Origin of the sequence: Streptomyces aculeolatus, from assembly GCF_020400605.1 — a bacterium.
GTDB lineage: Bacteria > Actinomycetota > Actinomycetes > Streptomycetales > Streptomycetaceae > Streptomyces > Streptomyces aculeolatus.
This window is the reverse complement of the sequence record NZ_JAINRD010000046.1, coordinates 1-22,574: the sequence shown is the minus strand read 5'-3', so window position 1 is coordinate 22,574 and position 22,574 is coordinate 1. Positions and strand designations below refer to the sequence as shown.

Annotated in this window: 17 protein-coding genes and 2 tRNA genes; 14 read left to right on the top strand and 5 right to left on the bottom strand. The window is 72.4% G+C overall.

Going from position 1 to position 22,574, the window contains the following annotated elements; all coding sequences use genetic code 11:
* From LG396_RS38260 to LG396_RS38215, 10 genes are all read left to right on the top strand, one after another.
* Nucleotides 1-256: hypothetical protein (locus tag LG396_RS38260; protein WP_225798233.1), on the top strand; the 256-nt coding region annotated here is incomplete at its 5' end.
* Nucleotides 253-1,422 (top strand): hypothetical protein, encoded by a 1,170-nt coding sequence (locus tag LG396_RS38255; RefSeq protein ID WP_225798232.1) that lies wholly within the window; start codon nucleotides 253-255, stop codon nucleotides 1,420-1,422. The genes LG396_RS38260 and LG396_RS38255, both read left to right, overlap by 4 nt.
* Nucleotides 1,423-1,514: 92 nt before the next feature.
* A complete protein-coding gene (locus tag LG396_RS38250; RefSeq protein WP_225798231.1) occupies nucleotides 1,515-3,599 on the top strand; it encodes a cell division protein FtsK in 2,085 nt (694 codons plus the stop codon).
* Between the two features lie 142 nt (nucleotides 3,600-3,741).
* Nucleotides 3,742-3,993, top strand: coding sequence for a hypothetical protein (locus LG396_RS38245; RefSeq protein ID WP_308190165.1), 252 nt, complete (start codon nucleotides 3,742-3,744; stop codon nucleotides 3,991-3,993).
* Between the two features lie 16 nt (nucleotides 3,994-4,009).
* Nucleotides 4,010-4,201 carry a hypothetical protein gene (locus LG396_RS38240; protein WP_145784175.1) on the top strand — a complete coding sequence of 64 codons (192 nt, stop codon included), beginning with the start codon at nucleotides 4,010-4,012 and terminating at the stop codon, nucleotides 4,199-4,201.
* Between the two features lie 11 nt (nucleotides 4,202-4,212).
* Nucleotides 4,213-4,575 (top strand): hypothetical protein, encoded by a 363-nt coding sequence (locus LG396_RS38235; protein ID WP_225798230.1) that lies wholly within the window; start codon nucleotides 4,213-4,215, stop codon nucleotides 4,573-4,575.
* A gap of 86 nt (nucleotides 4,576-4,661) precedes the next feature.
* Complete coding sequence (locus tag LG396_RS38230; protein WP_225798229.1) at nucleotides 4,662-5,558, top strand: bifunctional DNA primase/polymerase; 897 nt, start codon at nucleotides 4,662-4,664, stop codon at nucleotides 5,556-5,558.
* Nucleotides 5,555-6,688, top strand: coding sequence for an AAA family ATPase (locus LG396_RS38225; RefSeq protein WP_225798228.1), 1,134 nt, complete (start codon nucleotides 5,555-5,557; stop codon nucleotides 6,686-6,688). The genes LG396_RS38230 and LG396_RS38225 overlap by 4 nt, the downstream gene beginning before the upstream one ends.
* Nucleotides 6,685-6,876, top strand: a complete 192-nt coding sequence (locus LG396_RS38220; protein ID WP_125936254.1) for a helix-turn-helix domain-containing protein — start codon at nucleotides 6,685-6,687, stop codon at nucleotides 6,874-6,876. Before LG396_RS38225 ends, LG396_RS38220 begins: the two co-directional genes overlap by 4 nt.
* Entirely contained in the window at nucleotides 6,873-8,087 is a 1,215-nt protein-coding gene (locus LG396_RS38215; RefSeq protein WP_225798227.1) for a tyrosine-type recombinase/integrase, read from the top strand. The genes LG396_RS38220 and LG396_RS38215 overlap by 4 nt, the downstream gene beginning before the upstream one ends.
* Before the next feature lie 87 nt (nucleotides 8,088-8,174).
* Here the strand turns inward: LG396_RS38215 and LG396_RS38210 are convergent.
* From LG396_RS38210 to LG396_RS38200, 3 genes are all read right to left on the bottom strand, one after another.
* Nucleotides 8,175-8,248 (bottom strand) — tRNA-Phe (locus LG396_RS38210).
* A 28-nt stretch (nucleotides 8,249-8,276) separates the two neighbouring features.
* Nucleotides 8,277-8,354 (bottom strand) — tRNA-Asp (locus LG396_RS38205).
* Between the two features lie 138 nt (nucleotides 8,355-8,492).
* Nucleotides 8,493-9,413: an amidohydrolase family protein gene (locus LG396_RS38200; RefSeq protein WP_372483642.1), complete on the bottom strand. Its 921-nt coding sequence runs from the start codon at nucleotides 9,411-9,413 to the stop codon at nucleotides 8,493-8,495.
* A gap of 198 nt (nucleotides 9,414-9,611) precedes the next feature.
* Here LG396_RS38200 and LG396_RS38195 point away from each other — a divergent pair, with 198 nt between their 5' ends.
* Together LG396_RS38195 and LG396_RS38190 are read left to right on the top strand one after the other, a co-directional pair.
* Nucleotides 9,612-11,693: an ATP-binding SpoIIE family protein phosphatase gene (locus LG396_RS38195; protein WP_225798226.1), complete on the top strand. Its 2,082-nt coding sequence runs from the start codon at nucleotides 9,612-9,614 to the stop codon at nucleotides 11,691-11,693.
* Between the two features lie 228 nt (nucleotides 11,694-11,921).
* Nucleotides 11,922-15,269, top strand: coding sequence for a S8 family peptidase (locus LG396_RS38190; RefSeq protein ID WP_225798225.1), 3,348 nt, complete (start codon nucleotides 11,922-11,924; stop codon nucleotides 15,267-15,269).
* Between the two features lie 142 nt (nucleotides 15,270-15,411).
* Here LG396_RS38190 and LG396_RS38185 read toward each other — a convergent pair whose 3' ends face one another.
* Both LG396_RS38185 and LG396_RS38180 read right to left on the bottom strand, forming a co-directional pair.
* Nucleotides 15,412-16,608 (bottom strand): glycosyltransferase family 4 protein, encoded by a 1,197-nt coding sequence (locus tag LG396_RS38185; protein WP_225798224.1) that lies wholly within the window; start codon nucleotides 16,606-16,608, stop codon nucleotides 15,412-15,414.
* The gene (locus LG396_RS38180; protein WP_225798223.1) at nucleotides 16,605-17,978 is read right to left on the bottom strand and encodes a sulfotransferase family protein; all 1,374 of its coding nucleotides are present in this window, start codon (nucleotides 17,976-17,978) and stop codon (nucleotides 16,605-16,607) included. The genes LG396_RS38185 and LG396_RS38180 overlap by 4 nt, the downstream gene beginning before the upstream one ends.
* A 562-nt stretch (nucleotides 17,979-18,540) precedes the next feature.
* Between LG396_RS38180 and LG396_RS38175 the strand changes: the two genes are divergently transcribed.
* Nucleotides 18,541-20,592, top strand: a complete 2,052-nt coding sequence (locus LG396_RS38175; protein ID WP_225798234.1) for a glycoside hydrolase family 6 protein — start codon at nucleotides 18,541-18,543, stop codon at nucleotides 20,590-20,592.
* Between the two features lie 524 nt (nucleotides 20,593-21,116).
* The gene (locus tag LG396_RS38170; RefSeq protein WP_225798222.1) at nucleotides 21,117-22,544 is read left to right on the top strand and encodes a M20/M25/M40 family metallo-hydrolase; all 1,428 of its coding nucleotides are present in this window, start codon (nucleotides 21,117-21,119) and stop codon (nucleotides 22,542-22,544) included.
* The last annotated feature ends 30 nt before the right edge of the window (nucleotides 22,545-22,574 follow it).

Here is a 22,574-nt window from a genome sequence, read left to right as displayed (position 1 = left end):
CGGCTTTGAGACGGCGTGGGCTGAGGACTTCCGCAGGTTGTTCCTCGGCCCGACCGCGGTGGACGAGCCGGCCGGCCGGGTCGAGTCGGCGGAGGAGCGCGCGGCGCGGCTCGCCGTTGCCAACGACGTCCTGGCCGAACTGCAGGAGCAGGCCGCGGGCGACGAGGTCGCCCGGTCGAATGCCCGCTACGCGGCGCGGCTCAGCCGGTACGCCAGGGGTCGGCGGTGGACGCCGCGGCTGAGGCGGGCGGTATGAAGCACGTCGCTCATATCCCCTGGGGGTCGAACGCCGTGGTTGCCGCCACGGCGGTGGTCCTCGGGCTGGCGTTTCTCTGGCTCACGCTGCGCCGGCTGGCCCGGTACGCGAGGCTCGACACCGCCGCCGTGCGGGTCGCGGCGCTCGCTGCCGCGAGTTGCACGGCGTACACCGCTGACACGTCCTGGCGGTTCGCCGAGGACTACTTGGGCATGGGGAGCACGGCCGAGCGAGCCGCGATGTTCGCCGCCGCGGAACTGGGGCTGTTCGCCTCGGCCCTCATGGCGCGGCAAAACCTCCACGGCCCGATGAAGGCGCCCGGCGCCCCCGGGCTCCTAGTCTGGCTCATCACGGGTGTCCAGGTGATCCCCGCGTACGCCGAGTCCGGGCCGCTGGGCGGCACGGTTCGCGCGTTCGTCGGGCCGGTGATGGCGGCCGTGCTCTGGCATCTGGCCATGGGCATCGAACTCCGGCACCGCAGGCCCGACGCGGAGTCCCGCGGAGTGCTCGCGGTGGCTGGGCGGGATCTGCGTGAGCGGCTGCTGTCCCGGCTCGAGATCACCGAGGGGGACCGGAACGCGGCACAGATCAGCCGGGACCGCGCCACGCTTCGCGCGGTCGAGCTGGCGGCGCGGCTCGCGGCCCTGCCGCCGGAGCAGCGGGCCGGGCGGCGCGGGCGACGTATCGCGCGGCGGCTGTCGGCCGCGGTGGCGAAGGCGTCGGTGGGGGCGGACCGCGAGCAGAGGCGGAAGCTACTCGAACTGCTCGCGGCCCGGCGACACGCGGCCGATCTGGCGACGGTGCCCCTGTCCTCCCCGTGGACGGAGGCGGTCGGTGACCCGGTCGCCTCCGCGCTCGCCGAGGAGGTACGCGGGCAGATGCGGCGGGCAACGGACAGCATCCGGGCGGGAGGCCAGCCAGGCGTGTTCACCCTCGGCGCCGCCCTGAACGGGTGTGGCCGTTCACCTGAACACGTCCCCGAGCCTGAGCCGGACAAGCTCAGCACCGCGGAGGCGCAGCGGGTCATCGAGGACGGTTGGGCCGAGGGCCTGACCGTACGCGAGACCGCGAAGCGAGCGACCCGCGCACCGAGTTACGTGCACGGCGTGTTCGTACGGCTCGACTCCGAACGCGGCCCGCGGCCCGCCGCCGCTGGGCAGCCTTAGCGCTCCTTGAATCGCTCGCCGCCGGGGCCCGGTCGCTGCTTTGGCGGGTAGGGCCGGGCCCCGGCTTCCCTCCGAACCGGAAGGAAGATTCAGTGAAGCACGATGACGAGAACGAGGAGAGCGCGGCCGATTCCGGCGGCCCTCCTCCCGACGAGGTCACGTTGGTCGACCGGCCCGGCGGCTCCTCCGCCGTACGGCTCATGGACCGGGTTACAGGCTCGAAGCGGCGGCCGGTCGTCCCGCCCTGGGCTCGTTCCTGGCGTGAGTTCAAGGCCGCCGGCTCCGGCGTCGCGGCGTACGGCTGGCACGTGGTGGCGTACCACGCGGTGCGTACGCCCTGGTACCAGCTCCGGCTTACCCTCCAACTTCCGCGAGGCACTGCCCGTTTCATCGGAGGCGCACTGCGGTGGGTTGCCGACGCTGAGGGGCAGCCGTTCCGCAGCGCGGCGGCCAGCAAAGAGGACATCGACTACTACCTGAAGCTCTCCCGGCAGCGTGACCGCCGGGTCAGGTGGCGCACGGTCGTCGCCCTGATGGCCTCCGTCGCCGGACTTGCCGCGGCACTCGCCTTATTCGTCCTGGCCCCCGCATGGTTGCTGGCCCTCTCGGGCTACGTGGTCACCACGGCCCTCGGCTGGCTCGGCCAGCCGGCCGACGAACCGGTGATCCACCGCGCCGTCGAGATCCCCAAGACCACCAAGCTCACGTCGAACATCGTCCTTCGCGCCCTCGGCGCCTTGGGTATCCAGGCGATCAACCAAGAGCAGGCGAAAGGCGGCCCCGGCTTCTCCTTCTCGGCACCCATCACACGCGACGGGCCCGGTTGGCTCGCCGAGGGTGATCTCCCGTACGGCGTGACCGTCACGGACGTCATCGAGCGCCGGGACAAGCTCGCCTCCGGTCTGCGCCGCCCGCTGGGCACCGTGTGGCCGGAGCCGGTGCCGGACGAGCACACCGGCCGTCTTCGGCTGTGGGTCGGTGATCAGGACATGTCGCAGGCGCGGCAGGAGCCCTGGCCGCTTGCCAAGTCGGGCACGGTGGACCTCTTCCGTCCCGTGTCCTGGGGGACGGACCAGCGCGGCCGGTGGGTCGGCGTGACGCTGATGTTCATCGCGGGCGTCATCGGAGCCATCCCACGCATGGGCAAGACGTTCCTCCTCCGGCTCCTCCTCCTTATCGCCGCCCTCGACCCACGGGCCGAACTCCACACGTACGACCTGAAGGGCACCGGCGACCTGGACCCCCTCGGCCGCGTGGCCTACCGCCACCGGGCCGGCGAGGAGCCGGAGGACATCGCGTACGGCATCGCCGCCATGCGCGAGCTGCAAGGCGAGCTGCGCCGCCGCGCGAAGGTGATCCGGTCCCTGCCGCGTGATGTGTGCCCGGAGTCGAAGGTGACGACCGACCTGGCTTCGAAGCGGTCCCTCGGGCTGCACCCCATCGTGGTCGGGGTCGACGAGTGCCAAGTGTGGTTCGAGCACCACAAGCACGGCGCGGAGTTCAAAGAGATCTGCACCGACCTCGTCAAACGCGGCCCGGCCCTGGGCATCGTGCTTCTGCTGTCGACGCAGCGGCCGGACAAGGACAGCATCCCGACCGCGATCAGCGCGAACGCTTCCGCCCGCTGGTGTCTGAAGGTCATGGGCCAGGTCGAGAACGACATGGTCTTGGGCACCGGCGCGTACAAGCGCGGTGTGCGGGCGTCGATGTTCGCGTGGGGCGACAAGGGCGTCTGCTACTTCCTCGGCGAAGGTGCCGACGCCCGTATCGTCCGCTCCGCCAACATTGACGCCCTGCAGGCCGACGAGATCGCCCTCCGCGCACGTGCCGCGCGGGAACGTGCCGGCACCCTCGCCGGGCACGCACTCGGCGAGCAGTCGGAGGCCGATCCCGCGTCCTCGTACGACCTCCTGAGCGACCTGGCCGCCGCCATCCCGGCAGCAAAGCCGAAGCTCTGGAACGAGTCCGTGCTTGCCCGCCTGGCCGACCTCCGGCCGGAGGTCTACGGCGAGTGGAACACGGACCAACTCACCGCCGCCCTGCGCCCGCACGGAATCCGCACGGTCCAGGTCTGGGGCACCACGGAGGACGGCAAGGGCGCCAACCGCCGCGGCATCCGCCGCGCTGACATCCTCCGCGCCATCGCCGAACGTGACGGCAGCGCCGCCGCGGCCTGACGAGCGGACGCCGCTAGACCTAGCGGGCACCCCTGCTAGGTCTAGCACCCCCGCTAGCACTTCAAAGCGCCGCTTACCTGCTTCCTAGCGTCTAGCGGCCCATCTCACCCACTCCCTGATTCCGGCCCTGAGAGGGGTTGTTGTGTCCTCCCTGCTCTCCGCTATGCCCGGCATCCTCATCATCACCCTCTGCTACGCCGCACTCTGCGCGATCAGCCCGTTCGGAAGCTGCCGCCGCTGCCGAGGCTTCGGCTTCCGCATGCGCCAGACCCGCCGCGGGCGGCTCGTCCGCGGCCGAGACTGCCGCCCCTGCCGCGGCAACGGCCGCCGCATCCGCCTCGGCCGCCACGTCTACAACTCCCTCTCCGGCATGCACCGCGAAGGCACCCGCTGACCCCGAGGAGCCCCAAGTGACCATCACGATCACCGCACTCGCCCTGTTCGGCCTGTTACTGGCGCTGCTGATCCGCTTCCGCGCGGTCGGCGTCCCCGCGGCCGTCGTCGCCCTGCTCTTCGGCTTCTACCTCTCCCGCACCGGAGCCGCCGACTCCATCGACCAGATCATGACCGCGCTCGCCGACGCCGTGAACGACGCAGGTTGAAAGGGGACGCCATGAACGAGCCCGAGACCAGCACCACGGACCCCGCGTACGCGAACGCGCCGAGCATCGCGTGGGAGATCTCCTGGGTCCTGCGCGCCCTCCGCAAGTACCCGCTGAGCCACGGCATCGATCGCGAATTCTGGCTCCGCAAGGCGGCGCTCCTGGACCGCATCGCGCTCCGCGAAGAGACCACGCTCGCCCCGGACGCCGCCGCCGAGGCGGTCTCGGCCGCCGGTCGCGCCGCGCGCCAGCTCGCCGACTACGACGCCTCGTTTCACGGCTTGAGCTTCCGCGGTGAGGAACTGGCGACGGACGAGGACTTCCGCGCATACGTCCGCCGGCAGTACGAGGCGGCCTGCGCCGACCTCGGCTGACCAGGGCCCGGGGCAGCGGCCGACGGGTCAACGAAGCCCGCTGCCCCGGCCTCCCATCCCATCAGGAATCAGGAGGTGTCTTCAGGATGCCCTACCGCTCCACCCAGCCACTGCACCACGCCGCAATCTCCGCGGCCGAACGCGGCTGGCACGTCTTCCCCCTCGTCCCCGGCGCCAAGCGGCCCGCCGTCGCCGCGTGGGAGCAACGCGCCACCGTCGACCGCACGTGCATCACCCGCTGTTGGTCCAGTGGCGCGTACAACCTCGGCATCGCCACCGGCCCCTCACGGCTGGTCGTCATCGACCTGGACGTGCCCAAGCACGACGACTACACCCCGCCGCCGGGAACGCCCGCAGGAGTGGTCGACGGCGCGGACATGCTCGCCGTTGTCGCCGACGAGCACGGCCAGCAGCTCCCGACCCAGACCTACACGGTCCGCACCGCGAGCGGCGGCACGCACCTGTACTTCACGGCACCGGCAGATACTCGGCTCCGCAACACCGCGGGCAAGTTGGGGTGGAAGATCGACACCCGGGCCGGGGGCGGGTACATCGTCGGCGCTGACAGCACCGTGGGCAGCGCCCACTACTCGGTCCTCCACGACACACCGCCCGCCCCGCTCCCAGAGTGGCTGACCGACCTCCTCACCCCCGCCCCCCTGCCGCCGCAGCGACCGGTTCCGCTGCCCGAGTTGGGCCCGCGGCGGCTGAGCGCGTATCTGCGCGGCGCGATGGAGGGGGAGTGGCAGCGGGTCACCGGCGCTCCGGTCGGCACCCGCAACACCGCCCTCTACCGCGCCTCCGTCGCCCTCGGCCAGCTCGTCGCCGGCGGCGAGCTGGCCGCCGCGGAAGTCACCGCGTTACTCACCTCCGCGGCCGTAGGCGTCGGCCTCGAAGAGCGAGCCGCCCGCCGCACCATCGCCTCCGGCCTACGCGCCGGCGCCCACCGACCCCGCACGGTCGCCCGGAGGGCAGCCGCATGACGCAAGACGCGGCCATCCCGCCCCACCTGTACTCCGTCCCACCCGGCCCGGAGCCCAGCCCACTGCAACCGGCACAGCAGCGCATCCGTACCGCCTGGACCGCTGACGAGTTGATGGCCACGGAGTTCCCTGAGCCGCGCTGGGCGGTGCCCGGGATCATCTCCGAGGGCGTGAACCTCCTCGCCGGCCCGCCGAAGGTCGGCAAGTCCTGGCTCTCCCTCGGCCTGGCCCTGGCCGTCGCCGCCGGCGGACAGGCGATGGACAGCATCCCCGTGGACGGTGGCCCCGTCCTCTACCTCGCCCTGGAGGACACCCCGCGCCGACTGCAGACCCGCATGCGCAAGCTCCTCGACTCCAACCGCGCACCGGGCACGCTGACCCTGGCCACCTCCTGCCCGCCGCTGCCCCAGGGCGGCGGCGAAGCCATCGCGCAATGGGTCGAGCGGCACACGGACGCCCGCATGATCGTGATCGACGTGTTCGCGAAGATGCGCGGCCCCTCCACCCCTGGCGCCTCGGCCTACGACGCCGATTACGCTGCGGTCGGCCACGCCAAGCGCCTAGCCGACCACTACGGCATCGCCGTTGTCCTGGTCCACCACGTCCGCAAGGCCGCTTCCGACGACTTCCTCACCGAAGTCTCCGGCACCAACGGCCTGGCCGGCGCCGCCGACGCGACCTTGGTTCTCAAGCGCTCCCGCGGCCAGGCGGACGGCGTTCTCCACGTCACCGGACGGGACGTGGACGAGGCGGAATACGCCCTGCGCTTCCATGCGGGCGCTGGTGCCTGGCAGCTCCTCGAAGGTCCCGCGGGTGATCACACGGTCGGCACCACCCGGGCGTCCATCCTCCGGTACGTCCGGGCCAACCCTGGTAGCAAGCCGAAGGACATCGCGCGAGGGCTCGCCGACGCCGACCCGGGCACCGTCCGGCGGACGTGCGCGCGCATGGCGGCGGACGGCCAGCTCACCAAGGACTCAGGTGGCCGCTACTTCGCGTCGCCCGAAGACCGGAATGCAGCGGCGTCCGACGTGTCCCAGGTGTCCCAGCGTCCCGCTCAGAGCGCTGACCAGCAGCAGACCGAACTTGAAACGGGACTGTCCCACCAAGCGGAAGGGCAACGGCCGTGACGGCGATGACCGAAGAGTTCCTGACCGTGCCCGAGGTGATGGCGCGGCTGAAGGTGGGGCGTTCGACCGTCTACGACCTCATCCGCTCGCGAAGGCTGGCGTCCGTCACTATCGGGCGCGCGCGCCGCATTCCCGCCGAGGCGTTCCACGCCTACCGCCGCGGTCTGATCGAGGAGGCGAGTCAGTGACCAAGAAGCGGAAGCGCAACCCGAACGGCGCGGGATCGATCACGCGCCGCAAGGACGGCCGCTATGTGGGCATGGCCTACGTGACGACGACTTCCGGCATCCGGAAGCGTGCCTACGTCTACGGCAAGACCTGGGACGAGGCTGACGCAAAGCTCACTGAGCTGAAGTCCATGGAGCACGGCGGCATCCCTGTGCCCGACACCGACTCGACGGTGGCCGAGTTCCTGACGTACTGGCTCGCGGAAGAGGTCGCGCCGAACCGCCGGCCGAAGACGTACCAGGGCTACGCGAGCGTGGTCACGGTTCACCTCATTCCGGGTTTGGGTAAGAAGCGGCTACGGAAGCTGAGGACAGCAGAGGTCCGCACGTGGCTCAACCGGCTGAGGCAGCAGTGCCAGTGCTGCAAGAACGGCGTGGACAAGGAACGCCGGAAGCCCCGTTGCTGCGCGGTGGGGGAGTGCTGCGAGCGAAAACTGTCCACCCGGATGGTTCAGTACATCCACGCGGTTCTTCGGAACGCTCTTCAGCACGCGCTCAGAGAGGAGTTGGTTCTCCGCAACGTGGCGCGGCTCGTGCGGACGCCCGCCCCGACCTACCGGACGGGGCAGGGGCTCACCACGGCTCAGGCCAAGCTCGTCCTGAAGGAGCTGCGAGAGCACCGGTTCTACGCCCTGTACGTGTTGGCCTTAACGATGGGGATGCGACGCGGCGAGCTGCTGGGGCTCACCTGGACGGCCGTGGACCTGGAGCGGGGCACGCTCACCGTCGCGACGAACCTTCAGCGTGTCGGCGGGGAGCTACGGCTCGTACAGCCGAAGACGGCCACGTCCACCCGGACGCTTCCCGTGCCGGGGCTGGCCGTGGACGCGCTGAGAGAGCACCAGGAGCGGCAGGCACAGGAGCGAGTGGCCGCCGGCATGGAGTGGAAGGAGAACGGACTCGTCTTCCCGTCCCGGATCGGGACGCCCTACGAGCCGGACAACCTCCGGCGGAGCTGGGGCCCCGTCCGGCGCAAGTTCGGACTGACTCACCGTTTCCACGATCTCCGGCACACGTGCATCACCCTTCTGCTGGACCTCGGCGTCCCTCCGCACGTCGTGATGGAGATCGCGGGGCACAGCGACCACGGGGTGACGATGCAGGTCTACGCGCACGCTTCCCTGGATGAGAAGCGGCGGGCCCTGGACAAGCTGAACGGGGAGCTTTCCTGACCCACTGATGTCAGGTGGTGATGTCACCGGCACACGAAGAGACCCGGACAAGATCATTGTCCGGGTCTTTTTGCTGGTCAGGCTATGTGGCTGGGGCCGGGGTCGAACCGGCGACCTTCCGCTTTTCAGGCGGACGCTCGTACCAACTGAGCTACCCAGCCGGGTGACCCTCAAGGCGAGCCTCGAGGGTGGCGGTCCTGACGGGATTTGAACCCGCGGCCTCCACCTTGACAGGGTGGCGAGCACTCCAAACTGCTCCACAGGACCAGGCTTGCGCGAGCCCTAGTCTCGCACAGTGTGATGCGTGATCCCTACCGGGATTCTCCGCCGTCGGCTACGGGCCGTGACGTCGCTGGATCAGCGTAGCAGAAGCCCCGCCTGGTCCCCTAAACGAAGCGGCGGGCCCTACAGGCCGAAGATGCGGGCCGCGTTGTCGTGGCAGACGGCGCGGAGCCAGGCGTCGTCCTGGTCCTGCGTCGTGAGCGCGTCCAGGGCGTCCGCGTACGGGTACGGGACGTTCGGGAAGTCCGTGCCCAGGAGGATGCGGTCCCGGAGGGCCGCCAGGCGGGGGCGGGCGCGCGGTGGGAACGGGGCCGCGGATTCGGAGAAGGAGGTGAACGCCATCGTCGTGTCGAGCATGACGTCCTCGTGGCGCTCCGCCAGCGTCAGGAAGTCCTCGTACTCCGGCATCCCCAGGTGCGCCACGATCAGGCGCAGCCGCGGGTGCCGCTTCAGCAGGGCCGCGATCGGGGCGGGGCCCGTGTGGGGGCCCGGGACCGGGCCGGAGCCGCAGTGGGTGACGACCGGGAGGGCGGCGTCGGCGAGGAGGGACCAGGCCTCGTCGAGCACCGGGTCGTTCGGGTCGTACGCGCCGACCTGGAGGTGGCACTTGAAGACCCGCGCCCCCTGCTCCACCGCCCGCCTCACGTCGTCGGCCGCCGACGGCTCGGCGAAGAACGTCGCCGTGTGCAGGCAGTCCGGCGTACGGGCGGCGAAGCCGGCGGACCAGTCGTTGAGCCACCGCGCCATGCCCGGCTTGTGCGGGTAGAGCATCGAGGTGAACGTGCGCACCCCGAAGCCGCGCAGCAGCGCCACCCGCTCGGCCTCCTCCTGCCGGTACGCGATCGGCCACGGGCGGCCGACCAGCGGCCCGGCCGCGTCGAAGTACGCCCACACCTTCGCCAGCACCTGCCGCGGCATGAAGTGGGTGTGCACGTCGATCAGATGACCGAGGCCGAGGGCGCTGCGGAAGGCCGCCACCCGGTCCCGTTCCGCATCCGCGTCCCGTGCGGCATCCGCGTCCGGTTCGGCATCTGTGCTGGTCACAGGCTCTGTCTCCCGGTCGGCTCACGTGGTGTCGGCAGCGTGCCTCCGTCGATCCTCCAGCAGCCGGGTGGCCTTCCGTAAGCCGTGCCGGCGAGGAGAGACCAAGGACTCACCCCCGGGCGCCGCCTCCGCCTCGCCCGGAAGGGACTTAAGTTGCAAAGCGCCATACTTTTCCCTCCGAAGCATAAAATGTGGACAATGCGTACCGATGAGGTCCTGTCCGGGCTGGGTACGGGCATCTGGCGCTGGGCGGCCCACACCGATCGGGTGGTGCTGGACGCGCAGGCCGCCCGGCTGCTCGGGCTGCCGCCCGTGCAGGTCACCGTCCATGCCGCCGCGGTACGCGCCCGGCTGCACGGCGTCGACTTCATCGAGCTCAACGGCATCCTCGACCTCGCCCTCGCCGAGGGCACCCTCGCCGAGGGCCGGCTGCGCGTCGTCGACATCCAGGGCGACGTCGTACGGGTGCTGCGCTGCCGGATGCGGGCGCTGGAGTCGCTGCCGGGGGAGCAGACCGACATCGTCGGGACCGTCCAGGAGATCATCGACGCGCCCGCGGGGCCCGGCGACGGGCCGCGGGGGGCCAGCGACTGGCGGCTGTCGCGCGAGGCGTTCCTGCTCTCCGCCGGGCGGGCGCTCGCCGAGGCGCGCTCCACCGACCAGGTGCTGCGGGTGGCGGCGTCGCTGTCGATGCCGGGGTTCTCGCCGGACGGCATGGGGGTCTTCGCGGTCGAGGGCGACGACCTCGTCCTCATCGGCCACCAGGGCTACCAGAGCGACGAGGCCGAGCCCTTCCGCGTCATCCCCCTGGCCTCGGACTTCCCCTCCGCGGTGGCGGCGCGCACCTCCCGCGCCGTGTACATCGCCGGCCGCGAGGAGTACCAGCGCCGCTTCCCCGAGGCGTGGCGTCTGGCAGTGGCCGTGCCGCGCGGGTCGTGGGCGTTCCTGCCGCTGATGGCGGAGGGGCGGACGATCGGGGCGTGGATGGCGGCGTTCCAGGACGTGGTGCCGTTCACGCCGGACGAGCGGTCGGTGCTGACGACGGTGGCGCGGATGCTGGGGCAGGCGCTGTCGGACGCGCACGTGCACGAGTCGGAACGGGAGCTGGCGGAGGGGCTGCAGCGCAGCATGATGCCGGCGGTCGCGCGCGTCCCCGGCTTCGACGTGGCGGCGCGGTACGTCCCCTCCGGCGGCGGGCTGCAGATCGGCGGCGACTGGTACGACGTGTTCCCGCTGCCCTCCGGGCAGACGGCCCTGGTCATCGGGGACGTCCAGGGGCACGACGTACGGGCGGCGAGCCTGATGAGCCAGCTCCGCATCGCCATCCGCGCGTACGCCTCCGAGGGCCACCGCCCGGACGCCGTGCTGAGCCGCGCCTCCGCCTTCCTCAACCGGCTCAACGAGCGGCAGGTCGACGACCCCGCCGACGCCCGCTTCGCCACCTGCCTGTACCTCCAGGCCGACCCGTCGACCGGGACGCTGACCGTGGCCCGGGCCGGCCACCTGGATCCCGCGGTGGCGCTGCCCGACGGCACGATGATCATCCACCCCAGCGAGGGCGGCCTGCCGCTCGGCATCGAGGCCGACCAGGTGTACCCGGTCTCCGAGCACAAGATCGACCCGGACGAGACCATGCTCCTGTGCACCGACGGCCTGGTGGAGACCGGCGGGCACGACCTGTACAGCGGGCAGGCCCGGCTGGGGGCCGCGTTCGCGGCGACGCTCGGCGCGGGTCTCGAGACGGTGGCGGACGCGATCGTGGACACGGTCACGGGGTCCGGCTCGTACGCCACCCGCGGGCCGCACTCGGGGCGCAGCCAGGACGACATCGCGTTCGTCCTGCTGCGCACCGCGGGCGCGACGCGGCTCGCGCACCCGGAGTCGGAGCGGCACATGTACCTGGCCGTGCCGCAGTCCGAGCAGCAGCGCATCTCCGACGCCCGGCACCAGTTGCGCGGCCTGCTCCACGACTGGGCGACGGCGGACCAGATCGACGCGGCGGAGCTGGCGCTCTCGGAGATGATCGCGAACGTCATGACCCACACGGACAGCACCGCCAACGTCCTGGCGGACCTGACGGGCCCGCCCGGGCGGCGCGTGCTGCGCATGACGATCGCCGACGCGGACGGCAACCTCCCGCACCGCCGGCACCCCGGCGAGATGGCGTCGTCGGGCCGCGGGGTGCTGCTGCTCCAGGAGTTGTGCGACGGCTGGGGCGTGGAGCCGCGCGGGGACGGCAAGGCGATCTGGGCCGAGTTCCGCGAGCACGAGGAGCAGTGACCGGTACGGCCCGCAACGGCCGTATGTGCGGCAGTACTTGTTGCCCCTGAACAAAACTCCATGCTGAACAAACACCTGTTCTCACCTCCTGATCTGGCCTCTTGCCGCTCCAGCCGCTGAATCCGCTAAACGGATGGAACAGTTCCGTGCCGATTGGCGGATCATTGGGTGAAGGAGGGGTGGGGGCGCCAGTGACTCCTGACCCCTTGAGGCACAGGGAGGGGTTCAGTGCGCAAACACATCAAGAGGGCGGGCACCGCCGCCTTAGCGGCCGCCGCGGCGACGGCGCTCACGGCGGGCCTCACGGCCGCGCCCGCGGCGTCCGCCTCGCCGGCAGCAGGCGCGGCCGGGGGGAACCAGCCGGCGCAGTACGCGAAGCAGGGCGGCACCTGGGTGACGCTGATCACCGGTGACCGGGTACGGGTCGACGCCGAGGGCAACGCCGTGCTGATCGACCGCGGCCCCGGCCGCGGCGAGATACCCGTGCGGACCTTCGAGTCGAAGGGCCACACGTACGTCGTACCGCGCGACGCCACCGCGCTTGTCGCCGACGGCACGCTGGATCGACGGCTGTTCGACGTCACGCTCCAGGCCCGCCCCGAGTACGTGCGCCAGCAGCGCGAGGGCCTGAAGCTCATCGTCGACTACCGGGGCGAGAGCCCCGCCGCGCAGAACCGGCTGCACGCCGCCGACGGCACCGACGTCGAGCACCGCTTCCCGCGGCTCAACGCCGAGGCCGTCACCACCGCCAAGGGCGAGGCCGCCGCGGCCTGGAAGGCGCTGACCCGCGTGCAGGGCGGCGACAGCGCCGCCGAGCCGCTGGCCGCCGAGTCCGGCGTCAGGCGCGTCTGGCTGGACGGCGTACGCCGCGCGAGCCTGGACGTCAGCGTGCCGCAGATCGGTGCCCCGGCCGCCTGGGACGCCGGCTACAAGGGCGAAGGCGTGAAGATCGCCGTGCTCGACACCGGCGTCGACGAGACCCACCCCGACCTCGAAGGCCAGGTCGTCGCCAGCGAGAACTTCACCCCCGCGGCCGACGACGAGGACCGCTACGGCCACGGCACCCACGTCGCCTCCATCGCGGCCGGCACCGGCGCGAAGTCGGGCGGCAAGTTCTCCGGCGTGGCGCCGGACGCGAAGCTGCTCGCGGGCAAGGTGCTCGACGACGACGGCTACGGCGACGACTCAGGCATCCTCGCCGGCTTCGAGTGGGCCGTCGACCAGGACGCCGACATCGTCAACCTCAGCCTCGGCGGCGGCGACACCCCCGAGGTCGACCCGCTGGAGGAGGCCGTCAACCGGATCTCCGCCGACGAGGGCGTGCTGTTCGCCGTCGCCGCCGGCAACGAGGGCTCCGGCAGCCACACCATCTCCTCGCCCGGCTCCGCCGACGCCGCGCTCACCGTCGGCGCCGTCGGCCCGAACGGCGGCCTGGCGGGCTTCTCGTCGCGCGGCCCGCGGATCGGCGACAGCGCGGTCAAGCCCGACGTCACCGCCCCCGGCGTGGCGATCACGGCGGCCGCCGCGCCCGGCAGCGTCATCGACCAGGAGGTCGGCCAGAACCCCGAGGGGTATCTGACGATCGACGGTACGTCCATGGCGACGCCGCACGTCGCGGGCGCCGCCGCGCTGCTCAAGGAGCAGCACCCGGACTGGGCGGGCGACCGGTTGAAGGCCGCGCTGTCCGCGTCCGCCAAGCCGGCCGCCAAGCGCGGCGCGTTCGGCCAGGGCGCCGGGCTCATCGCCTCGGACCAGGCCGTCGGGCAGTCGGTGGTCAGCGAGCCGGCCTCGCTGAGCTTCGGCAGGCAGCAGTGGCCGCACGGCGACGACGAGCCGGTGACGAAGTCGATCACGTACCGGAACCTGGGCGACGAGGACGCGACGCTGTCGCTGGCGACGTCCACCGTGCAGCCCGGCGGCGCGGCCGCGCCCGCGGGGATGTTCAGCCTGGGCGCCGATGAGGTCACGGTCCCGGCCGGCGGTACGGCCGAGGTGCCGGTGACCGCCGACACCACGCTCGGCGGCGACGTCAACGGCGCGTACTCGGTGTACGTCACGGCGACCGGCGGCGGCCAGAGCGTCGTCACCCCGGGCGGCGTGGAGCGCGAGGGCGAGACGTACGACGTCACCTTCGAGTTCGTGGGCCGCGACGGCCAGCCGACGACGGACGGCGAGGCGTTCCTGACCGGCATGGAGGAGGGCAACTGGGACATCTGGGAGTACGTCGGCGGCGAGACCAGCGCCACCGTGCGCGTGCCGAAGGGCCGCTACGTGGCCAACGGTGACGTCGCGAAGTACGACGGCGAGGACCTGACCGAGTACGACTGGATCAACCAGCCGCGCCTGGACGTCACCGGCGACACGACCGTGAAGATCGACGCGCGCACCGCGAAGCCGGTCGATGTCACCGTGCCGGACACGGACGCGGAGCGGACGAGCGTCGACCTCGGCGTGGACATCAGCACGGACGCGACGAGCATGGGCATCAGCTCCTTCCTCGGCGGCGGTGCCGACGTCCGCACCGCGCACCTCGGCCCGGCCACCGCGGCCGGCGAGCTGTACCAGCAGGTGCAGGTGTACTTCCGCGGCGACGCGCGCACCGAGTACCAGACCGTCTACAGCGACGCCAACCGCACCACCGCCTGGACCGGCATCAAGCGGGCCACCCCGCAGAGCGAGCTGGCCAGGCTCGACCTCACGCTCGGCTCCTCGGCCGAGGGCCGGCAGGGCTTCGTGTGGGCGGTGCCGTACATCGCCGGCGGCACGGGTGCCTCGGCCACCGCACAGGATCTGCCGTATGAGGGCACCACGTACGTGCGCGGCGGCGACCGCATCGCCTGGGAGCTGGAGTTCTGGCAGCTCGGCGACGAGTGGGAGGACATCGCCTACACCACCGCGGGGCGCAACTACGCCGGCGGCAGCACGTACAAGGAGTCCTTCAACGCCGCCGTGGTCGGCCCGATCCTGACCAAGGACATCGGCGTCTACCGCGAGGGCAACACGATCGACACCCTCGTGCCCATCTACCTCGACAGCGCCGCCCACGGCGGCTACTCGCTGTACGAGAACGCCGACACCTCGCTGTACCGCAACGGCGACAAGGTGGCGTCGGTCGCCGACATCCCGATCGGCGCGCAGTTCGAGGTGCCGGCGGGCAGCGCCGACTACAAGCTCACCACCTCCTCCACCCGCCCGGCCACGGTCGCGCGGACGTCCACGAAGGTGACCGCCACCTGGACCTTCTCCTCCGCCAGGACCGACGGCATGAAGAAGCTGCCGATCTCCGTGGTGCGCTACTCGCCGACGCTGTCGGCGGCCAGCAGCTCCAACGCAGGGGCGACGAAGACGGTGCCGGTCAAGGTGCTGGGCTCGGCGGCGGGCAGCAACCTCAAGTCGCTGACCGTGTGGGTCTCCACCGACCGGGGCGCGACCTGGAAGGAACTGCCCGTGCGGGACGGCAAGGTGACCGTGGTCAACCCGGCCGCGGGCAAGACCGTGTCGTTCAAGGCGAAGGCCGTGGACAAGCAGGGCAACAGCGTCCAGCAGCGGATCTTCGACGCCTACCGGGCGCGGTGACCGCGAGCGGCCCGTACCGTACGTGAACGGTCGCTGACCTGCCCGTACGGCAGCATGGAGAACGGCCCCCCGTCCGTCACCGGACGGGGGGCCGTTCTCCATGCGGGCCCCCGCGGTCAGGGGCCGTTCGCCGTACGGGCCCTCAGGCGGCCGTCCGTACGAGCTTGCGCCGCGGCGCCGACCGCTCCGCCGCCAGCGACGCGAACAGTTCCTCCCACCGGGGATGCACCGCCTCCGGCGCGTACTTCCGCGACTTGGCGAGGGCCGCGGTGCCCATGTCCGCGCGCATGCCCTCGTCGTCCATCATCTGCCCCATGGCCACCGCGAGCGCGTCGACGTTCTTCGGCGGCACCAGCAGCCCCTCGCGGCCGTCGGTGAGGACGTCCGCGGGGCCGGTCGGGCAGTCGTAGCTGACCACCGGAAGCCCGTGCGTCATCGACTCGATCATCACCATCGGCAGGCCCTCGAAGCGTGAACTCAGCACGAACATCGACGCCTTGGCCAGCTCGTCGTCGAGCCGCGGCGTGAAGCCCATGAGGAAGGCGCTGTTGTAGACGTGGTGCCGTTCGATGAGCCGGCGCAGCTGCGGCTCCTTGTCGCCGGTGCCGAAGATCCGCAGCTGCCAGTCGGGCCGGGTGGCGACGGCCTGGGCGAAGGCCGGGATGAGGTAGTCGAAGCCCTTCTGGTTCTTCAGCCTGCCGGCGGCGATCACGATGCGGTTCGCGTACGTCGACTGCCGCTTGGCGCCGGTGTGCACGGCGTTGGGGATGCACACCACGCGGGTGCCGGGCAGCAGCCGCGCGTACTCGTCGCGGTCGCGCTCGGTGAGCACGGCGACCGCGTCGAAGCGGTCGTAGAGGCGGACGATCGCGGCGCGCACGTCGGGGTGGTGGGTGGCCAGGTTCATGTGCTCCTGGCCGACCCGGACGACGGCGGTGCTGCCGTGCTGCGCGGCGAGGATGTTGAGCGAGGGACGGGTGGTGACGAGCACCCCGCCGCGCAGCCGCGCCATCCAGCGGATCACCTGCGTCTCCACGTCGCGGGTGAAGTGCTCGCGCGAGACCTCGCCGTTCGGTACGAACCGGGAGGGCCGGCCGCGGTTGCTGAACCGGGCGGTCCAGGCGCTCGGTTCGGGGGCCGCGGGGGCGCCGTAGGAGTCGACGATCGCGGTCACGCGCACCCGCCGGTCCAGCGGGAACCACGGCGACTCGCGGCGGCGCAGGACGCTGATCACCTCGACGTCGTGCCCGGCGGCGGCCATGGAGCCGGCCTGGTTGAACACCGTGCGGATGGTGCCGCCCTTGCCGTAGGCGTTGAGGAGCAGGTAGCGGACCTTCACGAGAGCGTCCGGGAGAGGTCGTCGCGGAGCTGGCACGCGATGGAGAGGTTGTCGCGGACGGTGTAGTAGGGCTTCACCTGGATCGTGTCGGCGTCGGACGACACGGACTGCGCGGGGAACACCATGATGTTCTTCTTCTGCTCGATGTCGTCGAGGATCCGGCTGGCCTGGAGCCGTACGTCGGGGGTGTCCGGGCCCGCGGTGAGGTGGAGGTCCCACTTCGCGGGCAGCGCGATGCCGGACGGCGCCAGGTCGGCGACGGGCACGCTGACGTCGAAGTCGCCGCCGAGCACCGTTGCGGGGTAGTCGAGGCGGCGCTCCGGCGAGCCGGTCAGCGTGACGGCCAGCCGCCAGCGCGGGGCGGGGACCGGGGCCGGTTCCGCGGGGACGCCGTGGAGGCGGCCGACGATGCGGATGAGGCCGTCGCGCGGCCAGACCTCGGTGACCTCGGCACGGGGCTCCCCGTCCGCCGCGCCGGGTGCGTCCGCGGGGGCGTCCAGGTAGCCCCAGGCGGTGCTGATCTCGCGGAGCGCCTCGGGCACCTCCGCGGGTTCCGGCAGCGCGCGGCCCTCCTGTACGCGGCCGCTGCGGATCTTCTCCTTCCAGTCGCCGAGCCCCTTCGGCAGCTCGCCCTCCTCGCGGGCGCCGTAGTCGAGCATCCCCGGCTCGTACCCGATGCCGAGGAAGCCGCAGATGCTGCGGAGGACGCTCTCGGGGTCGGTGGTCAGGTCCTCGTAGCGCACGACGTGGCCGGGCAGTTCGCGGCGGGCGCGTTCGGTGGCGCGGGTGTAGTGCAGGGCCTGGAGCGCGGCCTCGTCGGGGGTGCGCCCGGAGGGGTCGGCCTCGTACCAGGACTGCGCGATGGAGGCGGGGTGGCGCAGCAGGAAGACGAAGCGCGCGTCGGGCCAGCAGGCGGCGATGCGCTGGTAGGCGAAGGCGTTGTTCGGGGTCTTCTCGACCAGGACGTCCTTGCCGGAGCGGACCAGCTCGCGGTGGAGCACGCGGTCCCAGAGCAGGTGTTCCAGGTCGGAGCGGTGCAGGTCCAGCTCGTTCATGGCCTCGACGGCCAGCTCGGTGCCGGCGCTGACCTCCAGCCGGCGTACGTGCAGCTCGTGCGGCGCGTGCAGGCGGGAGTGGCCGCCGAGGAGCATGCGCAGCAGGGTGGCGCCGGAGCGTACCGGGGTGATGAGGAAGACGGGCTGCCGGATCAGCCGGTCCACCTGCGGGTTCGCGGGCGGGCGGTAGTCCGGTCGGCGGCCGGGGCGCACGGCGGGGGCGGCGGCCTTGGTCTTCTTCCGGTGCGGCTTGGCGGCGCGCCGGATCTGGAGGCCGGTCAACCGGCCGAGGGCTCTGTTCAGTTGCCGCAGCATTGTCCACCCGTCCGTGCGAGAGGTGTTTCCGGCCCGGAAAACGACGGAGCGGGCGAAGGGTTGCGCCCGGGCGGATTCTTCAGACTTGCGTACGGGGATCGGCGCCGGTGGGACGGGGGGCGCGGGAACGGGTTCACGCGCGGGGGGTTGACAGCGGCGCGGGCTTGCCGGACGGTGGGAGCGCTCCCATAGCTTCAAGCCTTGCACGCAGTACGCACGTTGCACGTACGCCGTGGGGCCGGGCCAGGCGCCCGGTCCGCGCGCGTCGATCCGAGGGCACTCCCCCACGTGCCGCGCACGCACGCAAAGCCCCGGTGGCGGGAGACGCCTTCCCGCTGCATCCCGCCACCGGTCCCGCTATCCGGAGAGGAGCACGAGAGCCGCGATGACAGCGCGAAGAGACACCGGTGGCAGCCCCGGCCGCAGGCGGAGTACCGACGGGCGGAGCACCGGCAGGCAGAGCACGAGCGGCAGACCCGGCACCCGACCCCGTGCCCGTACGCGACGCAGACCCTGGCGCCCCGCGGCGATCCTCGCCGCGCTCGCCGTCGGCGCGGCCCTGGTGCTCACCGGCACCGCCGCCCCCGCCGCGGGCGCGCCCGCCGCGGCCGAGGCCCGCGTGGACAACCCGTACGCCGGCGCCACCCCGTACGTGAACCCGCAGTGGGCCGCGAAGGCCCGGGCCGACGGCGGCGCGGCCGTCGCCGACCAGCCCACCTTCGTCTGGATGGACCGGCGCGCCGCCATCGGCGGCGTCGGCGACGCCTGGGGCCTGGAGCGCCACCTCGACGAGGCCCTGACCCAGGGCGCCGACCTCTTCCAGGTCGTCATCTACAACCTGCCGGGCCGCGACTGCGCCGCGCTCGCCTCCAACGGCGAGCTGGAGCCCGAGGAACTCGACGTCTACAAGTCCCAGTACATCGACCCGATCGCCGACATCCTGGCCGACCCCGAGTACGCGAGCCTGCGCATCGTCACGCTCATCGAGCCCGACTCGCTGCCCAACATGGTCACCAACGCCGGCGGCACCGACGGCTCCACCGACGCCTGCGTGCAGATGAAGCAGCTCGGCAACTACGAGAAGGGCGTCGGCTACGCGCTGAGCACGCTGGCCGACATCCCCAACGTCTACAACTACGTCGACGCCGCCCACCACGGCTGGCTCGGCTGGGACTCCAACCTCGCGCCCTCCGTGGACGAGTTCAAGAAGGCCGCCACCTCCGAGGGCGCCACCGTCTCCGACGTGCACGGCTTCATCGTCAACACCGCCAACTACTCCGCCCTCCAGGAGCCGTACTTCGAGGTCACCGGCAACGTGGGCGGCACGCCGGTGCGGCAGGCGAAGTGGGTCGACTGGAACCAGTACGTGGACGAGCTGTCCTACGCGCAGGCACTGCGCGACCTGCTCGTCTCCCGCGGCGGCTTCGACCCCGGCATCGGCATGCTGATCGACACCTCCCGCAACGGCTGGGGCGGCGCCGCCCGGCCCACCGAGGCCGGGCCCACCACCTCCGTGGACGCCTTCGTCGACGGCGGCCGCGTCGACCGGCGCATCCACCCCGGCAACTGGTGCAACCAGTCCGGCGCCGGCCTCGGCGAACGGCCCGCCGCCGCACCCGAGTCGGGCATCGACGCCTACGTGTGGGCCAAGCCCCCGGGCGAGTCGGACGGCTCCAGCGAGCCCATCGACAACGACGAGGGCAAGGGCTTCGACCGGATGTGCGACCCCACGTACGAGGGGAACGGGCGCAACGGCTACAACTTCTCCGGCGCGCTGGACAACTCACCGCTGGCCGGACACTGGTTCCCCGCGCAGTTCCGCGAGCTGGTCGCCAACGCCTACCCGCCGGTCGACGGCGGCCCCGGCCCCGGCGACGACACCCAGGCGCCGACCGTGCCCACCGGGCTCCGGGTGACCGGGACGACGGGCGCGAGCGTCTCCCTGGCGTGGACGGCGTCGAGCGACAACGTCGGCGTCACGGCGTACGACGTCTTCCGCGACGGCACGCAGGTCGGCTCGACGGCCGGCACGGCGTTCACGGACAGCGGGCTCACGGCGGACACCTCGTACGCCTACGCCGTCCGGGCGCGCGACGCGGCGGGCAACGCCTCGGCGCGTACGTCGCCGGTGACCGCCGCCACCGGCAGCGACGGCGGCGGGGGCGGGGCGGTCAAGGCGCAGTACAAGAACACCGACGCGGCCGTGACCGACAACCAGATCCGGATGGGCCTGCAACTCGTGAACACCGGCAGCACGCCGGTGGACCTGGCGACGGTGAAGGTCCGCTACTGGTTCAGCGGCGACTCGGGTGCGACGTCCTTCGCCACCTGGTGCGACTGGGCCGTCGCCGGCTGCGGGAACGTCACGCACGGCGTGAGCGCGTCCGGGTCCGCGGCGCCGGGTGCGGACCGGTACCTGGAGGTGGGCTTCGCCTCCGGGACGCTGGCGCCGGGCGCGTCGACGGGCGAGATCCAGGTGCGGCTGGCGAAGAGCGACTGGTCGGCCTTCGACGAGTCGGACGACTACAGCCGCGCGGCGAACACCGCGTACGCGGACAACCCGCGGGTCGGCGTCTACAACTCCGGCACGCTCAGCTGGGGCACCGCTCCCTGACAGGCGGGCGGACCCTCCCCCGCCCGCCCACCCCGGACCCCGCGTCCGGGCCCGACGCCCCCACCCGGCCCACCACCGGCGTGGGGGCGTCTTGCGCGGGCGGCTCCGCCTGTGGTCTGCGGCGCGTGGGGCTGCTCCCCGCCGCCGGGCCGCGTCTCCGCGCAGCGGCTGTACGGAGCGGGGCCGGGACCGGCGCCGAGGGGCTGCCCCGCGGCGGCGCACGGTCTCCTGCGGACGCGCCACCGCCCCGCTCAGAGGCCGGTGACTCCGCCCGCCGCCGCGCCCGCGGGTGCCGTACGCGCGTCCCGGCCGCGACCCGTGCCGCTGCGCCTCCGCCACGCCCGCGCCGCCTTCCGCCACGTCTCCGCCGCGTCTCCGCGCTGCCGTGCCCTCCGTGCGTACCCCTCCCGGGTCGCGACGCGAGGTCGCTTCGCGGGGTTGTCAGGTGCGACCGTGTCAACGAGCATGGCAGCGCCCGTAGTTGACATGACCACTGCCAATGCAGTGCCGTGGAGGGAGACCCCGTGTCACCGCAACCGCGAGGTACGAACCGCAGGACCGTCCTGGCCGCAGGCGCCGCCGCCACCGCGGCCGCCGGCGCCGCGGCAGCCCCCGCCGCCGCGGCGGAGCCCGCGGCCGGCCCGGCGCAGGCCGACCGGCCCCCCGCCACCGCCCAGCGCCCCGGCCGCGAACTGCGCGCCCTGCTCGCCGAGGTCGACCCCGACCGCATCGAGGCCGACGTCCGCCGCCTCGCCGCCTTCGGCACCCGGCACACCCTCTCCACCCAGGACGACCCCGACCGCGGCATCGGCGCCGCCCGCGACTGGATCCACCGCCGGCTGCGCGCCCACGCCGCCGCCTCCGGCGGCCGGATGACCGTCGACATGCAGTCGTACGTCCAGGAGCCCGCCAACCGCATCCCCGTCCCCACCCGCATCACCAACGTCCTCGCCACCCTGCGCGGCGACACCGACCCCGACCGCGTCTACGTCGTCTCCGGCCACTACGACTCCCGCGCCAGCGACGTCATGGACGCCACCTCCGACGCCCCCGGCGCCGACGACGACGCCTCCGGCGTCGCCGTCGCCATGGAGCTGGCCCGCGTGCTGGCCACCCGCCGCACCGCCGCGACGATCGTGCTGGCGGCGGTGGCGGGGGAGGAGCAGGGGCTGTACGGGGCCGCGCACATGGCGGAGCAGTTCCGGGTCAGGGGCACCCGCGTCCAGGGCATGTTCACCAACGACATCGTCGGCAGCTCCACCGCGGACGACGGCACCCGCGACCCCCGTACGGTGCGGCTCTTCGCCGAGGGCGTGCCCACCGCCGAGACCCCCGGCGAGGCGAACACCCGCCGCTCGGTGGGCGGCGAGAACGACTCCCCGGCGCGCCAGCTCGCCCGCTTCGTACGCGATGTGGCGGACAACGACGCCACCGGCATGGACGTCCGCGTCGTCTACCGCCGCGACCGCTATCTGCGCGGCGGCGACCACATCCCCTTCCTCGAACGCCGCTTCCCCGCGGCCCGCTTCACCGAGCCCGCGGAAGACTACGCGCACCAGCACCAGGACGTCCGCGTCGAGGACGGCAAGCAGTACGGCGACCTGCCCGAGTTCTGCGACTTCGGCTACATCGCGCGCGTCGCGCGGGTCAACCTCGCCACCGTCTGGACCCTCGCCCAGGCCCCGGGCACGCCGACGGGCGTGGGCATCGTCACCTCCGCGCTGACCAACGACACGGAGCTGGTGTGGGACCGCGGCACGGAGCCGGACCTCGCGGGGTACGAGGTGGTGCGGCGCGAGACGACGGCGGCGGAGTGGACGCACGTGGAGCCGGTCGGCGACGTCACCCGGCACACCGTGCGCGCGTCGAAGGACAACCTCTTCTTCGGCGTACGGGCCGTGAACCGGGCCGGGCACCGCAGCCCGGTGGCCTTCCCGCTCCCGCGGAGCTGAGGGCCGCACCCCGGCGGGGGTGCGGCCGTC